The sequence below is a fragment of the Pseudoalteromonas sp. APC 3358 genome, assembly GCF_030408075.1.
Classification (GTDB): Bacteria; Pseudomonadota; Gammaproteobacteria; order Enterobacterales; family Alteromonadaceae; genus Pseudoalteromonas; species Pseudoalteromonas arctica.
Map to the genome: position 1 here is coordinate 200,923 of NZ_JASDCE010000006.1, position 15,853 is coordinate 216,775.

At 38.5% G+C, this 15,853-nt stretch carries 11 protein-coding genes and 1 pseudogene; 10 read left to right on the forward strand and 2 right to left on the reverse strand.

The window, feature by feature from the left end; genetic code table 11:
• Nucleotides 1-52 precede the first annotated feature (52 nt).
• The 10 genes from tatA to mdoH all read left to right on the forward strand — a co-directional run bounded on the left by tatA (nt 53) and on the right by mdoH (nt 12,349).
• A complete protein-coding gene (gene tatA, locus QL995_RS11750) occupies nt 53-301 on the forward strand; it encodes a Sec-independent protein translocase subunit TatA (protein ID WP_007579853.1) in 249 nt (82 codons plus the stop codon).
• A 5-nt stretch (nt 302-306) separates the two neighbouring features.
• Nucleotides 307-639: a Sec-independent protein translocase protein TatB gene (gene tatB / locus QL995_RS11755; protein ID WP_010554869.1), complete on the forward strand. Its 333-nt coding sequence runs from the start codon at nt 307-309 to the stop codon at nt 637-639.
• Between the two features lie 48 nt (nt 640-687).
• Nucleotides 688-1,428 carry a twin-arginine translocase subunit TatC gene (gene tatC / locus QL995_RS11760; protein WP_290294235.1) on the forward strand — a complete coding sequence of 247 codons (741 nt, stop codon included), beginning with the start codon at nt 688-690 and terminating at the stop codon, nt 1,426-1,428.
• Nucleotide 1,429: 1 nt separating this feature from the next.
• Nucleotides 1,430-1,945 carry a hypothetical protein gene (locus tag QL995_RS11765; protein WP_290294236.1) on the forward strand — a complete coding sequence of 172 codons (516 nt, stop codon included), beginning with the start codon at nt 1,430-1,432 and terminating at the stop codon, nt 1,943-1,945.
• A complete protein-coding gene (locus QL995_RS11770; protein ID WP_024593821.1) occupies nt 1,945-2,730 on the forward strand; it encodes a TatD family hydrolase in 786 nt (261 codons plus the stop codon). Before QL995_RS11765 ends, QL995_RS11770 begins: the two co-directional genes overlap by 1 nt.
• Nucleotides 2,730-4,583: a diguanylate cyclase gene (locus tag QL995_RS11775; RefSeq protein WP_290294237.1), complete on the forward strand. Its 1,854-nt coding sequence runs from the start codon at nt 2,730-2,732 to the stop codon at nt 4,581-4,583. Before QL995_RS11770 ends, QL995_RS11775 begins: the two co-directional genes overlap by 1 nt.
• A gap of 12 nt (nt 4,584-4,595) precedes the next feature.
• Nucleotides 4,596-5,606, forward strand: coding sequence for a porphobilinogen synthase (gene hemB, locus QL995_RS11780; protein WP_007579839.1), 1,011 nt, complete (start codon nt 4,596-4,598; stop codon nt 5,604-5,606).
• 128 nt (nt 5,607-5,734) lie between these two features.
• Nucleotides 5,735-8,467, forward strand: coding sequence for an ExeM/NucH family extracellular endonuclease (locus QL995_RS11785; RefSeq protein WP_165736334.1), 2,733 nt, complete (start codon nt 5,735-5,737; stop codon nt 8,465-8,467).
• Nucleotides 8,468-8,796: 329 nt separating this feature from the next.
• On the forward strand, nt 8,797-10,416 hold the full coding sequence (locus QL995_RS11790) for a glucan biosynthesis protein G (protein ID WP_290294239.1): 1,620 nt from the start codon (nt 8,797-8,799) through the stop codon (nt 10,414-10,416).
• The gene (gene mdoH / locus QL995_RS11795; RefSeq protein WP_024593824.1) at nt 10,388-12,349 is read left to right on the forward strand and encodes a glucans biosynthesis glucosyltransferase MdoH; all 1,962 of its coding nucleotides are present in this window, start codon (nt 10,388-10,390) and stop codon (nt 12,347-12,349) included. The genes QL995_RS11790 and mdoH overlap by 29 nt, the downstream gene beginning before the upstream one ends.
• An 855-nt stretch (nt 12,350-13,204) precedes the next feature.
• Here the strand turns inward: mdoH and fusA are convergent.
• Together fusA and QL995_RS11805 are read right to left on the reverse strand one after the other, a co-directional pair.
• On the reverse strand, nt 13,205-15,289 hold the full coding sequence (gene fusA / locus QL995_RS11800) for an elongation factor G (protein WP_010554859.1): 2,085 nt from the start codon (nt 15,287-15,289) through the stop codon (nt 13,205-13,207).
• Nucleotides 15,290-15,495: 206 nt separating this feature from the next.
• Nucleotides 15,496-15,644, reverse strand: a pseudogene (locus QL995_RS11805) (two-component system response regulator); the annotation flags it as partial.
• Nucleotides 15,645-15,853 lie beyond the last annotated feature (209 nt).

Genomic DNA, 15,853 nt, shown 5'->3' on the forward strand with positions numbered 1-15,853 from the left:
ATAATTAGTATTTAAAATATACATTTAACCGTTTTATATATTGGAGAAAACCATGGGTTTTGGTGGTATTAGTATTTGGCAATTATTAATTGTTTTAGCGATCATAGTTTTACTTTTCGGCACAAAAAAACTACGCGGTATGGGTGGTGATATTGGAGGCGCTGTTAAAGGCTTCAAAAAAGCAATGTCGGACGACACAGCGAGTGAGCAAGAAAAGTCAGAGCAAATTCAACAATCAGAAAAAAGCACCGTTGACGACTCAACCAATACTGAAAAAAACAAAGATAGCAATAAGGTTTAATTAGTATGGGGATGTGGGAACTTGTTGTTGTTTTTATTGTTGGCTTAGTGGTGCTCGGCCCTGAGCGCTTACCTGTTGCTATTAGAACAGTGAGTAAATGGGTTAAAACCGCTAAATCACTTGCCAACTCGGTAAAAGCCGAAGTAAGTGAAGAACTGCGTATTCATGAACTTCACGAAAACCTTAAAAAAGCAGAACAACAAGAACTAAAAGACTTAAGCCCTGAGCTACAAAGTTCATTAACGGAGCTACAAAAAGCGGCTGAGTCAGTTACTCACAGCTACAAAAAAACACAACCTGATACATCAAATAACCAACAACTTGATGAAAAAAAGTGAAATTTATCTCTCACTTTGTGGTCAACTCACTACATGGTATAAAAAATAATGGTTGAGGAAGTAAAATCGGGGTTTGTATCTCATTTAATTGAGTTACGTGATCGACTGATAAAAGCGCTATTGAGCATTTTATTATTTTTTATCGCGCTGTTTTATTTTAAAGATAATATTTACGAACTTATAGCTGCACCATTAGTGGTTCATTTACCTAATGGCGCGACCATGATAGCTATAAATGTGAGTGACCCTTTTATAGTCCCTATGATGCTTACTTTTTTTGTTGCGGCTTTATTATCTACTCCATGGATACTTCATCAAATTTGGGGGTTTATAGCTCCTGGCTTGTACCAAAATGAAAAAAAAATGCTAATACCTATACTAATCTCAAGCGTTGTCTTGTTTTATGGGGGTATCGCTTTTTGCTACTTTGCAGTACTACCAATTATATTAGGTTTTTTTACAAGTACAGGTCCCGAAATGATGACTCTAGCACCCGATATCGCTAGCTATTTAGGGTTTGTATTAAAACTATTTTTTGCATTCGGTATCGCTTTCGAAATTCCAGTAGCTATTATGCTGCTATGCTGGAGTGGCGCAACAACAACAAAAAGTTTAAAAGAAAAGCGCCCTTATATCGTCGTGGGTGTTTTTGTAGTCGCGATGTTTTTAACACCGCCTGATGTTTTATCACAAACATTATTAGCATTTCCGATGCTTCTTTTGTTTGAACTAGGTTTAATTTTAGCAAAATTTTATACCGCCAAACCACAAAAAGAATCTGAGGAATAAAATGAAAAAACAACTACTCTCACTATTGGTTTTATTAAGTGCGCCTACTTTTGCTGCGCAAACTGAATTTAATACTCAAGCGTTACAGGCATGTAGCTTTATTGAAAATGACTTTAACCGATTACTTTGCTATGACAATACAATTGCTGGTAAATCACTAACAAAGCCAACAATAACAAAAACGCTCACTCCACCAACGGCTAACAATGTACCTCAAGTCGTAGTTGCTGCACCAATGCAAGCAAAGGCAAAAGCTGACGATTTTGGCTTAGAGCACAAAGAATCACAGGTAGAAAAAGAGACTGAAGTTAAAGCTATGGTTACTTCAGTGAAAGAAGCAGCTTATGGCGAGTTAATTATTTCGCTAGATAACGGCCAACAATGGCGTCAAATTGGCTCTGACAGCATGCGTTTAAAAGAAAACGATACAATTGTAATCAGCCGTGGTGCATTCAACTCCTTTTTACTGAAACAAGACGGTAAAAACCGCTCTATTCGCGTTAAACGTACTAAGTAATGTCATATACGTTAATTGATGCTGGAGTTAACTTAACTAATCATCAATTTGATGACCAGCATTATGATGTAATTACCCGTGCAAGCGAAGCCGGTGTTACAAATATGCTTATTATAGGTTGTGATATTGCGAGTAGTCAGCAATCACTTGAACTTGCGATAAAACATCTCCAATATTCTACGGCGGGTGTCCACCCACATGATGCTAAATCGGCGACAAATGAATTAGAAGCACAATTAACTGCACTTGCAAACAATAAGCAAGTCATAGCGATTGGTGAATGCGGCCTTGATTATAACCGTGACTTTTCGCCTCGCGATGTACAGCGTAGTGTTTTTAGACGCCACCTAGCACTTGCCGAAAAATTAGATTTACCTGTTTACTTACATGAACGTGATGCAAGTGACGACATGCTAAGTATTTTAAAAGAGTTTAATATTCGCGGTGTACTCCACTGCTTTACGGGTAACTCAGCAGCTCTAAAGCAATATTTAGATTTAGGTCTGTATATTGGTATAACGGGTTGGGTATGTGATGAAAGGCGTGGTAAAGATTTACAACAACTAGTGCCTAGCATTCCTCTAGATCGATTATTAATAGAAACTGATGCACCATTTTTAATTCCACGAACAGTTAAGCCAAAACCTAAATCGCGTAAAAATGAACCTGCACTGCTTCCTTATATTTGCCAAACAGTTGCGCAACTTTATCAAATAGATGAAGAAGTTGTGGCCCGCAAAACTACAGAAAACTTTTACAATGTTTTTGGTTTAAAGAGCTGCTAATGGCGTGCGCAAAAGCATTACTAAGTCTATTGATGCTTCTTTGCACTTTTTGCTCTTTCGCAAGCCCTGTAATAATAAAACATGATTTTAACTCCCAAAACATTAATAACCTGCATTACTCTTTTGAACCAACTTCGCTATTAGATGCACAACAAAGTAGCCATATACAGTGGCAAAAAAACACAGGTAAACCTTTTAACCTAGGTCTTGAGCAGCGTTCTGTATGGATGAAATTTAAAATAAAAAACACGCTTAGTTATAATACCGAACAACTGTTGTCACTAAACAACCCTCTGCTAAACGACGTTCAAGTATATCAGTTACATAACTCGCAATTAATTTCTCACACCCAAATTGGCGATGGATACCCCCTTAATAAACGTGCAATTAAGAGTGAATCTTTATTAGTTAAACTAATTAGCCCTGCAAATAGCGAAACCATTATTATTATGAGAGTGACGAATAGCTCCGGCTTGCGAGTCCCTTTAACGCTGTGGCAACCAGAAGCTTATTTGGCACATAAAGGTAAACTTAATTTACTCTATGGCTTATTGATTGGTTTTATATTTTCTTTAGGCGTGAGTTGCTTAGTTTTATATAGTTTTTCACGTAAACGTTATTTTGTTTATGCTGGATTAATTACCCTCACATTAGGTAGCTTATTAGCCTACATTTGTGGCTTTGGCCTAAAATATATTCACCCTAATTTGCCAGCGTTACAGCAAGTTATGATCCCTATATTACTTATGCTTATTGCTTTAATGTTTTTGCCTTTACAAAAGCAAATTTGCCATCCAAAGCCCTCTTTTTTACTAACGGTTCAAAAAGTGATAGTTAATGCATTAGGTGTCTCGTTATTGTTTATTTGGCTATTTCCAACCCATATAGTGACACTATTTTGCTTAACTACTATCCCAATCGTTTTAGGCTTTTATATTGCAACTACACTTATGTGCATACGTTTATCACCTTCTAAACCTAATAAAGCGCTACTGCTCGTATTAGTTTTTTTCTTGGTGGTGATGCTTTATTTTATTATTGCAGTAATAGGGTTATACGCCTTTGACAGAAGTACATTAGCATTTGTATTTACATGCTTTTTTAGCTGCACATTTTGTCTATGCTACAGTGTAATGAAGTTATTTATTTTGCAACGTGATGAAGAAGTAATTGCTCAGCAAACCTTGATTGCTGAAAATGCAGCTCAAGATACGCTACTTAAAGAGCGCTTAAAGTTACAAGAAAAAACACGCCAAGAACTCGAATCACAAGTCGACGAACGCACCTTTGAATTACAAGTTACACTCAGAGAACTTGAAGAAAAAAACCGCTCACTTGAGTTACTCAATACCGAAGACGCTTTAACCGGAATAAAAAACAGACGCTTTTTTGATAAAAAGCTAATAATGGAGATTCGTCGGTCTCGCCGAGAACAAACGCCGCTTAGTATTGTTATGCTTGATATAGACCGATTCAAAAGCATTAACGATACATACGGACACATAATTGGCGATCAAGTTATTAAAGCAGTATCTGACCTTATAAAAGATCATTTAAAGCGACCACTCGATGAAGTTGCTCGTTATGGCGGTGAAGAGTTTGTGGTGCTATTACCTAATACCCCCAGCGAAGGTGCACAAGACATAGCTGAAAAAATACGAGCAGCTATCTCAGCCAGTACAGTAACGGTTGCCAATAATGATATTCAATTTACAATTAGCGCTGGTGTATACACCAGCATTGCTGATGATGTTAGCAACCCTCAAATTTTTACTGAGTGCGCCGACAAAGCACTTTATTACGCAAAGCAACATGGCCGTAATCAAGTAATCACTTTTCCATTACCACAGTAGGAGCATATTAATATGGCCCAATCAGGATTAGACCTTTTCCCGTATACTCGCATGCGCAGAATGCGCCGCAGCGACTTTTCTCGCCGCTTAATGGCCGAAAACCAACTTAGCGTAAACGATTTAATTTACCCTGTATTTGTACTAGAAGGTAAAAATCGTCGCGAAGCAATTGAATCAATGCCTGGTATTGAACGTCTATCGATAGATTTACTATTACTTGAGGCAAAAGAACTTGTTGAGCTTGGCGTACCTGCCGTTGCTATTTTTCCGGTAACCCCTGCGGACAAAAAATCACTATTTGCCGAAGAAGCATATAATGACGATGGCTTAGTGCAACGCACTGTTCGCGCTTTAAAAGAAGCCTTTCCTGAGTTGGGTGTAATTACTGATGGTGCACTTGATCCATTCACGACGCACGGTCAAGACGGCATTATTGATGACACAGGCTATGTAATAAACGACGTAACCACCGAAATTTTAGTTAAACAAGCACTCTCGCATGCAGAAGCGGGCGCTGATGTAATTGCCCCTTCGGACATGATGGATGGCCGTATTGCTGCAATTCGTGAAGCACTTGAAGCTGATGGGTTTGTGCATACCCGTATTATGGCCTACTCAGCTAAATATGCATCTAGCTACTATGGCCCATTTAGAGACGCAATAGGTTCTGCTGGGAACTTAAAAGGTGCCGATAAAAAAACCTACCAAATGGACCCAGCAAACTCTGATGAAGCAATACGTGAAGTCGCATTAGACTTACAAGAAGGCGCTGATATGGTCATGGTTAAGCCTGGCATGCCTTATTTAGATATTGTACGTCGTGTTAAAGACGAGTTTGGTGTACCTACTTTCGCATATCAGGTAAGTGGCGAGTATGCAATGCACAAAGCAGCTATTGATAACGGTTGGTTAAGTGAGGAAGCTACTATAATGGAGTCTTTACTTGCATTTAAGCGTGCAGGCGCTGATGGAATATTGACCTATTTTGCTAAGCAAGCCGCACAATACCTAGCTAAAAAGTAAGGTTTTTATAAAAAGGCGGTTAAACCGCCTTTTATTTACATTCGTTTACATTTTTGTATTATTTTCGTCATATTTATTCTCTAAACTGGTGTCCCATTTTGGGATTAATACACGGGAATAATAAAAAAATGTTTAAAACAAAAATAACACCACTCGCACTTGTTATAGCAAGTCTCAGTGCGCCAGCCTCCGCAGATCTAATCATTTCAGAATACATAGAGGGAAGCAGTAATAATAAAGCAATTGAGCTTTATAATAACTCGTCATCTCCACTAACTCTTGATCAGTACTCACTAAGTTTGTATGTAAATGGCAAAACTACAATTCAATCAACTCTTGATTTGTCTGGTACTTTGGCAGCTAACAGTACCTTTGTTGTTGTTAATTCAAGTTCAAATGATGCACTAAAAGAAAAAGCCGATTTAGAACATGGTGTTGCTAACTTTAATGGTGATGATGCGTTAGTTCTAATGCAAGGTAGCACTGTAGTCGATAGCTTTGGCCAGCGCGGTGTAGATCCCGGTTCGTTTTGGTCTGAGGGCGCAGTACAAACACAAAATAAAACACTTCGTAGAAAAGATAGTATTACCGCAGGTAGAACAACACCTGACGCAGAGTTTAACCCGAGTGAAGAATGGGTACAGTTTGACCAAGATGACTTTGATGGCTTAGGTTCACATGCAGGTAATGGTGGAACAACACCTGAACCAATTCCAGAACCAGAACCACTTGAACCACTTGTTTGTGGCGCAGAAAAAGTACTAATTAACGCTATACAAGGCGATAGCTCTGCAAGCCCGCTTGTTGATACTTTAGTAGAGTTTGAGGGTATTGTAACCGCAGACTTCCAAGATGATGATCAATTAAAAGGCTTTTTCGTTAGCTCACTTGCTGCTGACATAGATGCAAATCCTCTCACCTCTGAAGGTGTATTTGTTTATTTTGCAGATATTGACGTAAACGTAGGCGACCATGTACGTGTACAAGGTACTGTAGAAGAATATTTTGATGCAACACAAATTGGCAGTGTTAGCCAAGTTGCCATATGTGGCACTGGTTTAGCTGCAGCAGCTACAAAAATCACTTTACCTTTAGCTGATACAACTGATTTAGAAGCTTTTGAAGGTATGTTAGTTACATTAGAACAACCATTAGTAGTAACTAATAACTTTGGCCTTGGTCGATATGGTGAAGTTGAATTAGCAACAGAACGCTTGTATCAAGGTACCCAAGTTGCATTACCTGGAGATGCAGCTAATGCAGTTGAAACTGAAAATCTACTTAAAAAGATTTTACTAGATGATGGCTCTACAGTACAAAACTTAGACCCTACAGCCTACCCAACTCCAGGCTTATCAGCAGAAAATACATTACGTACTGGCGATACAGTTAATACGGTTACGGGGGCACTTGCTTATAGCTTTAGCCTTTACAGAATCCACCCAACTGTAGCACCTTCGTTTATTGCAACAAATGCACGTGAAAATGCGCCTGAACTTAATGCTGAAGCAGATTTACGTGTAGCTAGCTTTAACGTACTTAATTACTTTAATGGTGATGGCCAAGGCGGAGGGTTCCCTACAGCCCGAGGTGCAGATTCAGAAGCTGAATTTACTCGCCAAGAAGCTAAAATTGTAAGTGCCATTAGCGCTATCCAGGCCGACGTTGTTGGTTTAATGGAAATTGAAAATGATGGTTTTGGCGAATTTAGTGCAATTGCAAGCTTAGTAGATGCATTAAATGACGCTGATAGTGCTAACAACTATGCATTTGTTGATTTTAACGTAGATCAAATTGGTACCGATGCAATTACTACCGCACTTATCTATCGTGCTAACAAAGTAGAAGAAGTAGGTACTGCTGCTATTACGACTGAGGCTCCATTTGATTTTAGTAACCGTGCTCCAATTGCACAAAGCTTTAAATCATTAGAAACTGATGAAGTATTTACTGTTGCTGTGTCACACCTTAAATCTAAAAGCTGTGGTAGTGCTTCTGGAAACAATGCAGATTCAGGTGATGGACAAGGCTGTTGGAATGAAATACGCACAGAAGGTGCTAATGCATTCGCAAATTGGCTTGATAGCAAACCAACCGGTGTTGACGACGAAGATACTATTTTAGTCGGCGATATGAATGCTTACGCAATGGAAGATCCTATACGTGCATTTGCTGATAAAGGCTACAAAAATGTAGTTGCAGAAATTGATGGTGATACGCTTGGTTATTCTTACAGCTTTTCTGGTCGCGCTGGTAGTTTAGATCATGCAGTAGCTACCCAATCACTACTTAGCAAAATTGTCGCAGCAACAGATTGGCACATCAACGCAGATGAACCTATTTCTCTTGATTACAATGTAGAGTTTAAAAGCGAAGGTCAACAATCTAGTTTGTACTCTGAAAGTGCATACCGCGCATCAGATCACGACCCTGTAATTATTGATATTAAATCTGAAATCACTTTAACACCTGAAGAGCAAACGCCAGTTATTAAAGCTGATCAAGTTTTTGCAGTCGATGAAAACAGCGCAATTGGCACAATTATCGGCACACTCGATTTTAGTGATCCAAATGCCGATGAATCACCAGTTGTTAAATTTATTACATCTGATAATGACAGCGTTTCTATTAACAATCAGGGGCAGCTAATTGTTGCTGGAGAGATTGATTACGAATTTGAAAATCGTATTACTTTAACAGTGCAAGCTCAGGATAGCGTGGGTAACTTATCTAACGTTGAAAAAGTAGCCGTGAAAGTAAATAACTTACGCTCAGATGATGATAATGATGCAGGTTCATTATTATGGTTATCACTTCTTTTAGCACCACTATCAATAGTGCGTCGATTTAAAAAGAAATAACTAAGTTAAATCTAAACATTTAAAAGCCGCTCTTGCGGCTTTTTTATTTTATACAAATGTAATTCAGACAAGCTTCATTAAACCCCCCGTAATATGTTCAGACGATCTGTGAATCTTCTAGTAATTAATCAGTAACAACTACATACATTTGAGTGAATTTTACACAACAAAACCTCAGTGAATTATGTATATAAATATTACCTATTGAAAAATATGAACTTTTATTAAGGTTTAAATTTTGCTCTAAGTTATTTAGAAGATACTTACAAAATAAAATCAATATTTACCCTAAACGTAAAAATAAGTCGTGTTTTTATAAAGGAATGAGAATGAAACAACTAACCCAAAATCTGCCTAAATGGCAAAAGAAGTCAGCACCACTACTGGGTCTACTTATTATTTTTTCGACTTGGGGCAATAGCAACCAAGCGATTGCTGCAACCGTTGATGTAGCAATCCCACAAAGTAGCTTATTTGACGTAATTAGCGCCCGCGCTAAAAAGTTAGCAAGCGAAGAATACGTGGCGCCTAAAAACATTGAGCTTGAAGCACTTAACAATATTGATTATCAAGATTACCGTTCAATTCGATTTAAAAAAGACAAAGCAGTATGGAAAGATGAAGGCCTGTACGAGCTGCAATTATTCCATCCTGGTTTTTTATATAAAACACCTGTGACAATAAATACCGTTGATAGCGACTCTAAACGCAGTCGCTTACCTTTCAGTACTGACTTTTACCAATACGATGGCACTGCTGCACCACTACAAGAAGAAATAGCTAAAAGTGTTGCGGATACTCAACTAGGCCATGCTGGATTTCGTGTGCATTACCCGTTAAATACTAACGAGTATAAAGACGAAGTAATGGTATTTCAGGGAGCATCGTATTTTAGAGTTGTTGGCCCTCAGCAAGTTTATGGATTATCAGCTAGAGGCCTTGCCATTGATACTGCAGAAAATTCAGGTGAAGAATTTCCAATGTTCAAAGAGTTTTGGTTAGTTAAACCAAAGGCCGACCAAACACAAATTACCATTTTTGCATTATTAGATAGCCCATCTATATCGGGTGCATACAAGTTTAGTGTTGACCCTACAACTAATATGCTAGTTGATGTTGATATGCAGATATTTGCACGTAAAGACATTAAAAAGCTCGGCGTAGCTCCATTAACGAGTATGTTTTACCACGGTGAAAACAGTACCAAATTTTTTGATGACTATCGCCCTGAAGTTCATGACTCGGATGGCCTATTAACTCAATCTGCTGATGATAAATGGGTATGGCGCCCTCTTAACAACCCTTCACAGCTAAGTGTAACTTCGTTTTCATACAATAATCCAAAAGGTTTTGGGTTAGCTCAACGAGATCGAGATTTTAATAACTATCTGGACACAGAAGCACATTACCACAACCGCCCTAGTCTATGGATTGAACCACAAGGTGAATGGGGAAATGGCCGTGTAGAGCTTGTAGAGATACCTACTGACACAGAAACTAACGACAATATCGTCAGTTACTGGGTACCAGAAAAGCCAATGAAAGCCGGTGATTCGTTAAAGCTAAGCTACAAAATGACGACCTTTAATGCAGCTTTAACTCAGCACGAAAAAGCGAGAGTACTGCGCACAAGAATCGGTAGTGCTGCTTTACCTGGTGAGGACAACCCTCCACCAAAAAGCCATCGCCAATTTACTGTTGATTTTACTGGGTCAGAAATAAATCAACTCTCTGAACAGTTAAAGCTAGATGCCGACATTCAACTTACAACAGGCGAAGTAACCGACGTGAATGTACAAAAACTGCCTGATTCACGAGGATGGCGTGTAGCCTTTAAAATTGCACCACAGGACGATCAACCCGTTGATATGCGTTTATCGTTAAAACTACGTGATAAAGAAATTAGCGAGGTATGGAGTTATGTTTGGTACCCAAATGACATCAAGTAATAAAGGTAAGGGCACTCCAATGCCATTCAAAACATTAAGAGTTTGGCTATTTGCTATTGCAGCGCTTGGCACATCTGGCTACGGCATATCTATTATGTTTGAGATTTTAAGCTCAAACGGTATGACATTACTTGAGTATGCTCTTTTAGTATTATTCTCAATCACTTTTGCCTGGATTGTAACGGCATTTTGTAGTGGAACAATCGGCTTTGTATTACAGCTATTACGAATTGACCCACTTACGCTAAAGCGTATTAAACCAATTGAGTTCAATAGTGAGGCAATTAACGCCCAAAAAACCGCCGTTGTAATGCCTATTTACAACGAAGACACCCACCGTGTTATCGCGGGCTTTGAAGTTAGTCTGCAATCGTTAAAAGAAACAGGTCAACTTGCAAACTTTGATTTTTACTTATTAAGCGACACGCAAGACCCAGAAATAGCTAAAAACGAGCTAAGTGCATGGCATGCATTGTGTGAACGTTTAGGTGATACGGCTAAAAACGTTTTTTATCGTCGTCGCGAAGATAACAAACACCGTAAAGTAGGTAACCTAACCGACTTTTGTGAGCGCTGGGGCAGCCAGTACGACCATATGATTGTGCTTGATGCAGATAGCGTAATGACCGGGAAATGTATGCTAGAGCTTACTACAAGTATGCTCAACAACCCACAAGCAGGCCTGATCCAAACTATTCCGATCCCTGTTCGTCAAGATACCTTTTTTGGCCGCTTTTTACAGTTTGCGTCAGTGCTATATAGCCCAATGCTCGCTACTGGCTCAGCTTTTTGGCAAACTGATAAAGCCAACTACTGGGGTCATAATGCAATCATTAGAGTTGAAGCATTTATAACGTGCTGTGGCTTGCCAACACTAAAAGGTAATGCACCTTTTGGCGGCGAAATTTTAAGTCATGACTTTGTAGAAGCTTCACTACTTCACAGTGCTGGTTGGGATGTATTGTTGCTATCAGATATTGAAGGTAGCTATGAAGAAGTACCAAGTAACATTCTAGACTACGCTGTACGCGATAGACGCTGGGTGCAAGGTAATATTCAGCACTTAGGTTTACTATCGTCATCCAAATTAAAATTAATGAGTAAGCTACACTTTTTACTCGGTGCCACAGCCTATATTTCATCACTAATTTGGCTCTCAATGCTAGCGCTAAGCACTATTGATGCAGTAACGCGCGCATTAAATAGTGATGTGTACTTTAACCGTGTTTATCAATTATTCCCTACATGGCAAATAGCTAAAACCGATCTGATTGATTCACTCTTGTATTTAACTATTGTTATTTTATTAATGCCTAAACTAATGGGCATAATAGTCACCTTAATACATAGAAACAAACGCTTTGGTGGTTCAATTAAGCTCATACTAGGTTCAATCATTGAAACCGTATTTGCTATTATTGTTGCCCCATTAATGATGGTATTTCATGCTTACTTTGTACTTTGTGTGTTTTTAGGTAAAAAAGTGAAGTGGGATGCACAACCGCGCGAAGGTCGTATGGTTCCGTGGAAAGAGGCGTTTGGTTATACGTTATTCTCAACTATTGTGGCTATTGCATGGGGTTGTACGGCTTACTACTTCACACCAGTATTCTTTTGGTGGTTATCACCTATATTGCTGGGCTTAGTATTAGGCGCTCCGATTATCCGCTATACCAGTAGCATTAAACTCGGTGTACAACTAAGAAAGTTAGGTATATTTATTTGCCCTAGTGAAGTTGATAACGACTCAACTCTAGAAGCACTTAAAATACATCTAAAAGAAATTTCGGTACCAAAGGAAGGTGCTTATCCACAAACAATACCGGCACTACCACAAGAGCAGTTGGTAACAATGCCTATCCAGTCTTTTAAGAAGCCACGCAGGCTAAAGATGAAAGCGCTAAAAGCTAAGGCTATAAAAAAGTTTAATTAGCGCGTTATAAAATACAAAAACAAAAAAGGAGCGATTAATCGCTCCTTTTTGCTATCTAAATTAAAGATCAAGCATTGCATTTATCGCTAATATTTTCAATTTTGTTAGCTAACTTATTACAGTACATTTTAGAAATAGCTGATTGCGTTTCATCATCAAGTTGCCAGTTATAAAAATGGAACGTTTTACCATTATCTAACTCCACCTTAAAAATGGTGAAAAGAAAAAACGAACTAAATGATACGCAACTAATTTCCTCGCTATTGATATAACGCTTTGTGCATAAACGCGTATAACAAATGCCTGCTTTATAACAATGTAAAAAACGAAGATGAAGAATATTAAAAGTAGTAATAATCAGTAGAGCTGGCATTACAGTGAGAAAAACAATTTTTAGGTTCACAGAAAATATAATATGAATTAAAAATATTAAGCTGAATGCTAAAACGCATTTTGTAAATTGTAGCCACCAGTTTGGTGCTAATTTAATAGATTTCATGATTGTTACGTCTTATATAGAATTAATAGCAAACGTCTCTGCTGCGGAGACTTCCTTATCTGACTTTAGAGCTCTAGTCTAAAAGTGCTAGTATTCTACATTACGTATATAGATGCATCAATAGAAGTTCTTAAAATTCATACAGTTACATTTACTTTACAATTAACTTCTTATAAACCAACCAATTAAGTAATTGAGGTAAATAAATTGCTTTCTAGTACCTTTTTATTAATTAGTAACATAGGACTAATTAATAATAAAAAGTAGTTATAAACAACTAAAAAAATAAAATCAAATTATAGGCAATAAAAAACCCGCAACATGTGCGGGTTTTTTTTAAAGAGTTAAAGAGCTAATTACTTAGCAGCTTTTTTCTCTTTTTCTGCAGCGATTACTGTATCAGCAACGTTTTGCGGACATGCAGCGTAGTGTGAGAACTCCATAGAGAACTGACCACGACCAGATGTCATTGTACGTAGTGTACCGATGTAACCGAACATTTCTGATAACGGTACGTCAGCTTTAATACGGCTGCCTGTTAAACCAGCTTCTTGGTCTTTCATCATACCACGACGACGGTTAAGGTCACCGATTACGTCACCAACGTGATCTTCTGGAGTGAACACGTCAACATTCATGATTGGCTCAAGAAGTTGTGCGCCCGCTTTAGGGATCGATTGACGGAAAGCGCCTTTAGCAGCGATTTCGAACGCGATTGCAGATGAATCCACGGCATGGAAACCACCGTCGAAAAGTTCAATTTCAACGTCAAGTACAGGGAAGCCAGCTAGAACACCAGTACCCATCATTGACTTGAAGCCTTTCTCAACTGCAGGCCAGAATTCTTTAGGTACGTTACCACCAACTACTGATGATTTAAACGTGAAGCCTGAAGCAACTTCGCCTGGCTTGATGCGGTAGTCAATTTTACCGAACTGACCAGAACCACCAGATTGTTTCTTATGCGTGTAGCTATCTTCAATTTCTTTAGTGATAGTTTCACGGTAAGCAACTTGTGGTTGACCAACAATAAGGTCTACGCCGTAAGTACGCTTAAGGATATCTACTTTGATATCTAAGTGAAGCTCACCCATACCTTTAAGGATAGTCTCGCCTGAATCTTCATCAGTTTCAACTTGGAAAGATGGATCTTCTGCAACCATTTTACCGATAGCAACACCCATTTTCTCATTACCGCCTTTATCTTTAGGCTGTACAGCAATCGAGATTACTGGAGTTGGGAATACCATTGGCTCAAGTGTTACTGGGTGCTTAGGATCACATAGAGTGTGACCAGTTTGCACGTTTTTCATACCTACGATAGCAATGATGTCACCAGCTTGTGCGCTAGTTAATTCGTTACGATCATCTGCTTGCATCTCAACCATACGGCCAACACGCTCAGTTTTACCAGTAAACGAGTTAAGGATAGTGTCACCCTTGTTTAGTTTACCTGAGTAAATACGTACGAATGTTAATGCACCAAAACGGTCATCCATTATTTTGAATGCTAACGCTTTGAAAGGTTCGTCAGTAGATACTACTGCGAACTCGCCATTTTCGTTACCTTCTTCATCCATAAGAGGTTGAGGATCAACTTCTGTAGGACATGGTAAGTAATCAACAACAGCGTCAAGAATAAGCTGCATACCTTTGTTCTTAAACGCAGAACCACAGTATGTTGGGAAGAAAGCAAGGTCACGAGTACCTTTACGGATACAACGTTTGATGTCTTCTAAAGAAGGTGCTTCACCTTCCATGTAAGCTTCAAGTAGTGCATCGTCTTGCTCAAGGGCAGTTTCAACAAGCATTTCATAATACTCGTCAGTTTTATCTACCATGTCTGCAGGAATGTCTGTGATTTCGTAGTTTTCAGGAAGACCAGTGTCATCCCAAACGTATGCTTTTTTAGTTAAAACATCTACAACACCAACAAACTCATCTTCAATACCAATTGGTAAAGTCATGATTAGTGGAGTTGCGCCAAGTACTTTACGTACTTGCTCAGTTACACGGTAAAAATCAGCACCCATACGGTCTAATTTATTTACGAAGATAATACGTGCAACTTCTGAATCATTAGCATAACGCCAGTTAGTTTCTGATTGTGGTTCAACACCACCAGAACCACAGAACACACCGATGCCGCCATCTAGTACTTTAAGTGAACGGTAAACTTCAACTGTGAAGTCAACGTGTCCAGGAGTATCGATAACGTTAAAGCGGTGATCTTTCCAGAAACAGCTTACAGCCGCAGACTGAATAGTAATACCGCGCTCAGCTTCTTGTTCCATGAAGTCAGTAGTAGATTCACCATCATGAACCTCACCAGTTTTATGGATTTGACCAGTAAGCTTTAGGATACGCTCAGTAGTCGTGGTCTTACCCGCATCAACGTGCGCGAAAATACCAATGTTTCTGTACTTCGATAAATCTGCCATTAATTTTGCTCTTAATAAAGTCGATAAATTATTCCGCAGGAGTATAACATCACTTAAAGCGAACATCACCATACAAGCCGCTTAAAATGCAATCAATTCAACATATTTTTTTTATCGTCAGTATCTATTAAATATCAAACATAACAAAAAAAACGTAAGACACTGAAATAAATGAAATTTAATATTTTAGCATCAGGTACACAAAGTTACTTCGCTATTTTATAGCAACGTTCAGGGCGGCCAATACTGCCATAACTTTGATCCGCTGTTAACTTACTGATTCAAGCAAATACTCCAAGTAACGGCGTGCTGTAGAGCGACTAACACCAACCAAATCGCCCATTTGCTGAGCGGTAAATGCAGTGGTTGCGTGCTTTATAAAAGCATAGTGTATTTTGCAAAGTAAAATGTGTGCCGAGCAATAAGACAAACAGCAAAGCCATTTTTAGAGATAATTAAATACCTTTATGCTTTCATTGTATTTATAACCTATCCATATAAATACTAAGCTAAATTGAGCTGAACTTATTCATTATCATAATTATAGATATAAATATGTGGATG

What these genes read in the sequence shown, in the direction of transcription:
- tatA (WP_007579853.1), top strand. Translation starts at nt 53, where the DNA reads ATGGGTTTTGGTGGTATTAGTATTTGGCAATTATTAATTGTTTTAGCG.
- tatB (WP_010554869.1), top strand. Translation starts at nt 307, where the DNA reads ATGGGGATGTGGGAACTTGTTGTTGTTTTTATTGTTGGCTTAGTGGTG.
- tatC (WP_290294235.1), top strand. Translation starts at nt 688, where the DNA reads ATGGTTGAGGAAGTAAAATCGGGGTTTGTATCTCATTTAATTGAGTTA.
- QL995_RS11765 (WP_290294236.1), top strand. Translation starts at nt 1,430, where the DNA reads ATGAAAAAACAACTACTCTCACTATTGGTTTTATTAAGTGCGCCTACT.
- QL995_RS11770 (WP_024593821.1), top strand. Translation starts at nt 1,945, where the DNA reads ATGTCATATACGTTAATTGATGCTGGAGTTAACTTAACTAATCATCAA.
- QL995_RS11775 (WP_290294237.1), top strand. Translation starts at nt 2,730, where the DNA reads ATGGCGTGCGCAAAAGCATTACTAAGTCTATTGATGCTTCTTTGCACT.
- hemB (WP_007579839.1), top strand. Translation starts at nt 4,596, where the DNA reads ATGGCCCAATCAGGATTAGACCTTTTCCCGTATACTCGCATGCGCAGA.
- QL995_RS11785 (WP_165736334.1), top strand. Translation starts at nt 5,735, where the DNA reads ATGTTTAAAACAAAAATAACACCACTCGCACTTGTTATAGCAAGTCTC.
- QL995_RS11790 (WP_290294239.1), top strand. Translation starts at nt 8,797, where the DNA reads ATGAAACAACTAACCCAAAATCTGCCTAAATGGCAAAAGAAGTCAGCA.
- mdoH (WP_024593824.1), top strand. Translation starts at nt 10,388, where the DNA reads ATGTTTGGTACCCAAATGACATCAAGTAATAAAGGTAAGGGCACTCCA.
- fusA (WP_010554859.1), bottom strand. Translation starts at nt 15,289, where the DNA reads ATGGCAGATTTATCGAAGTACAGAAACATTGGTATTTTCGCGCACGTT.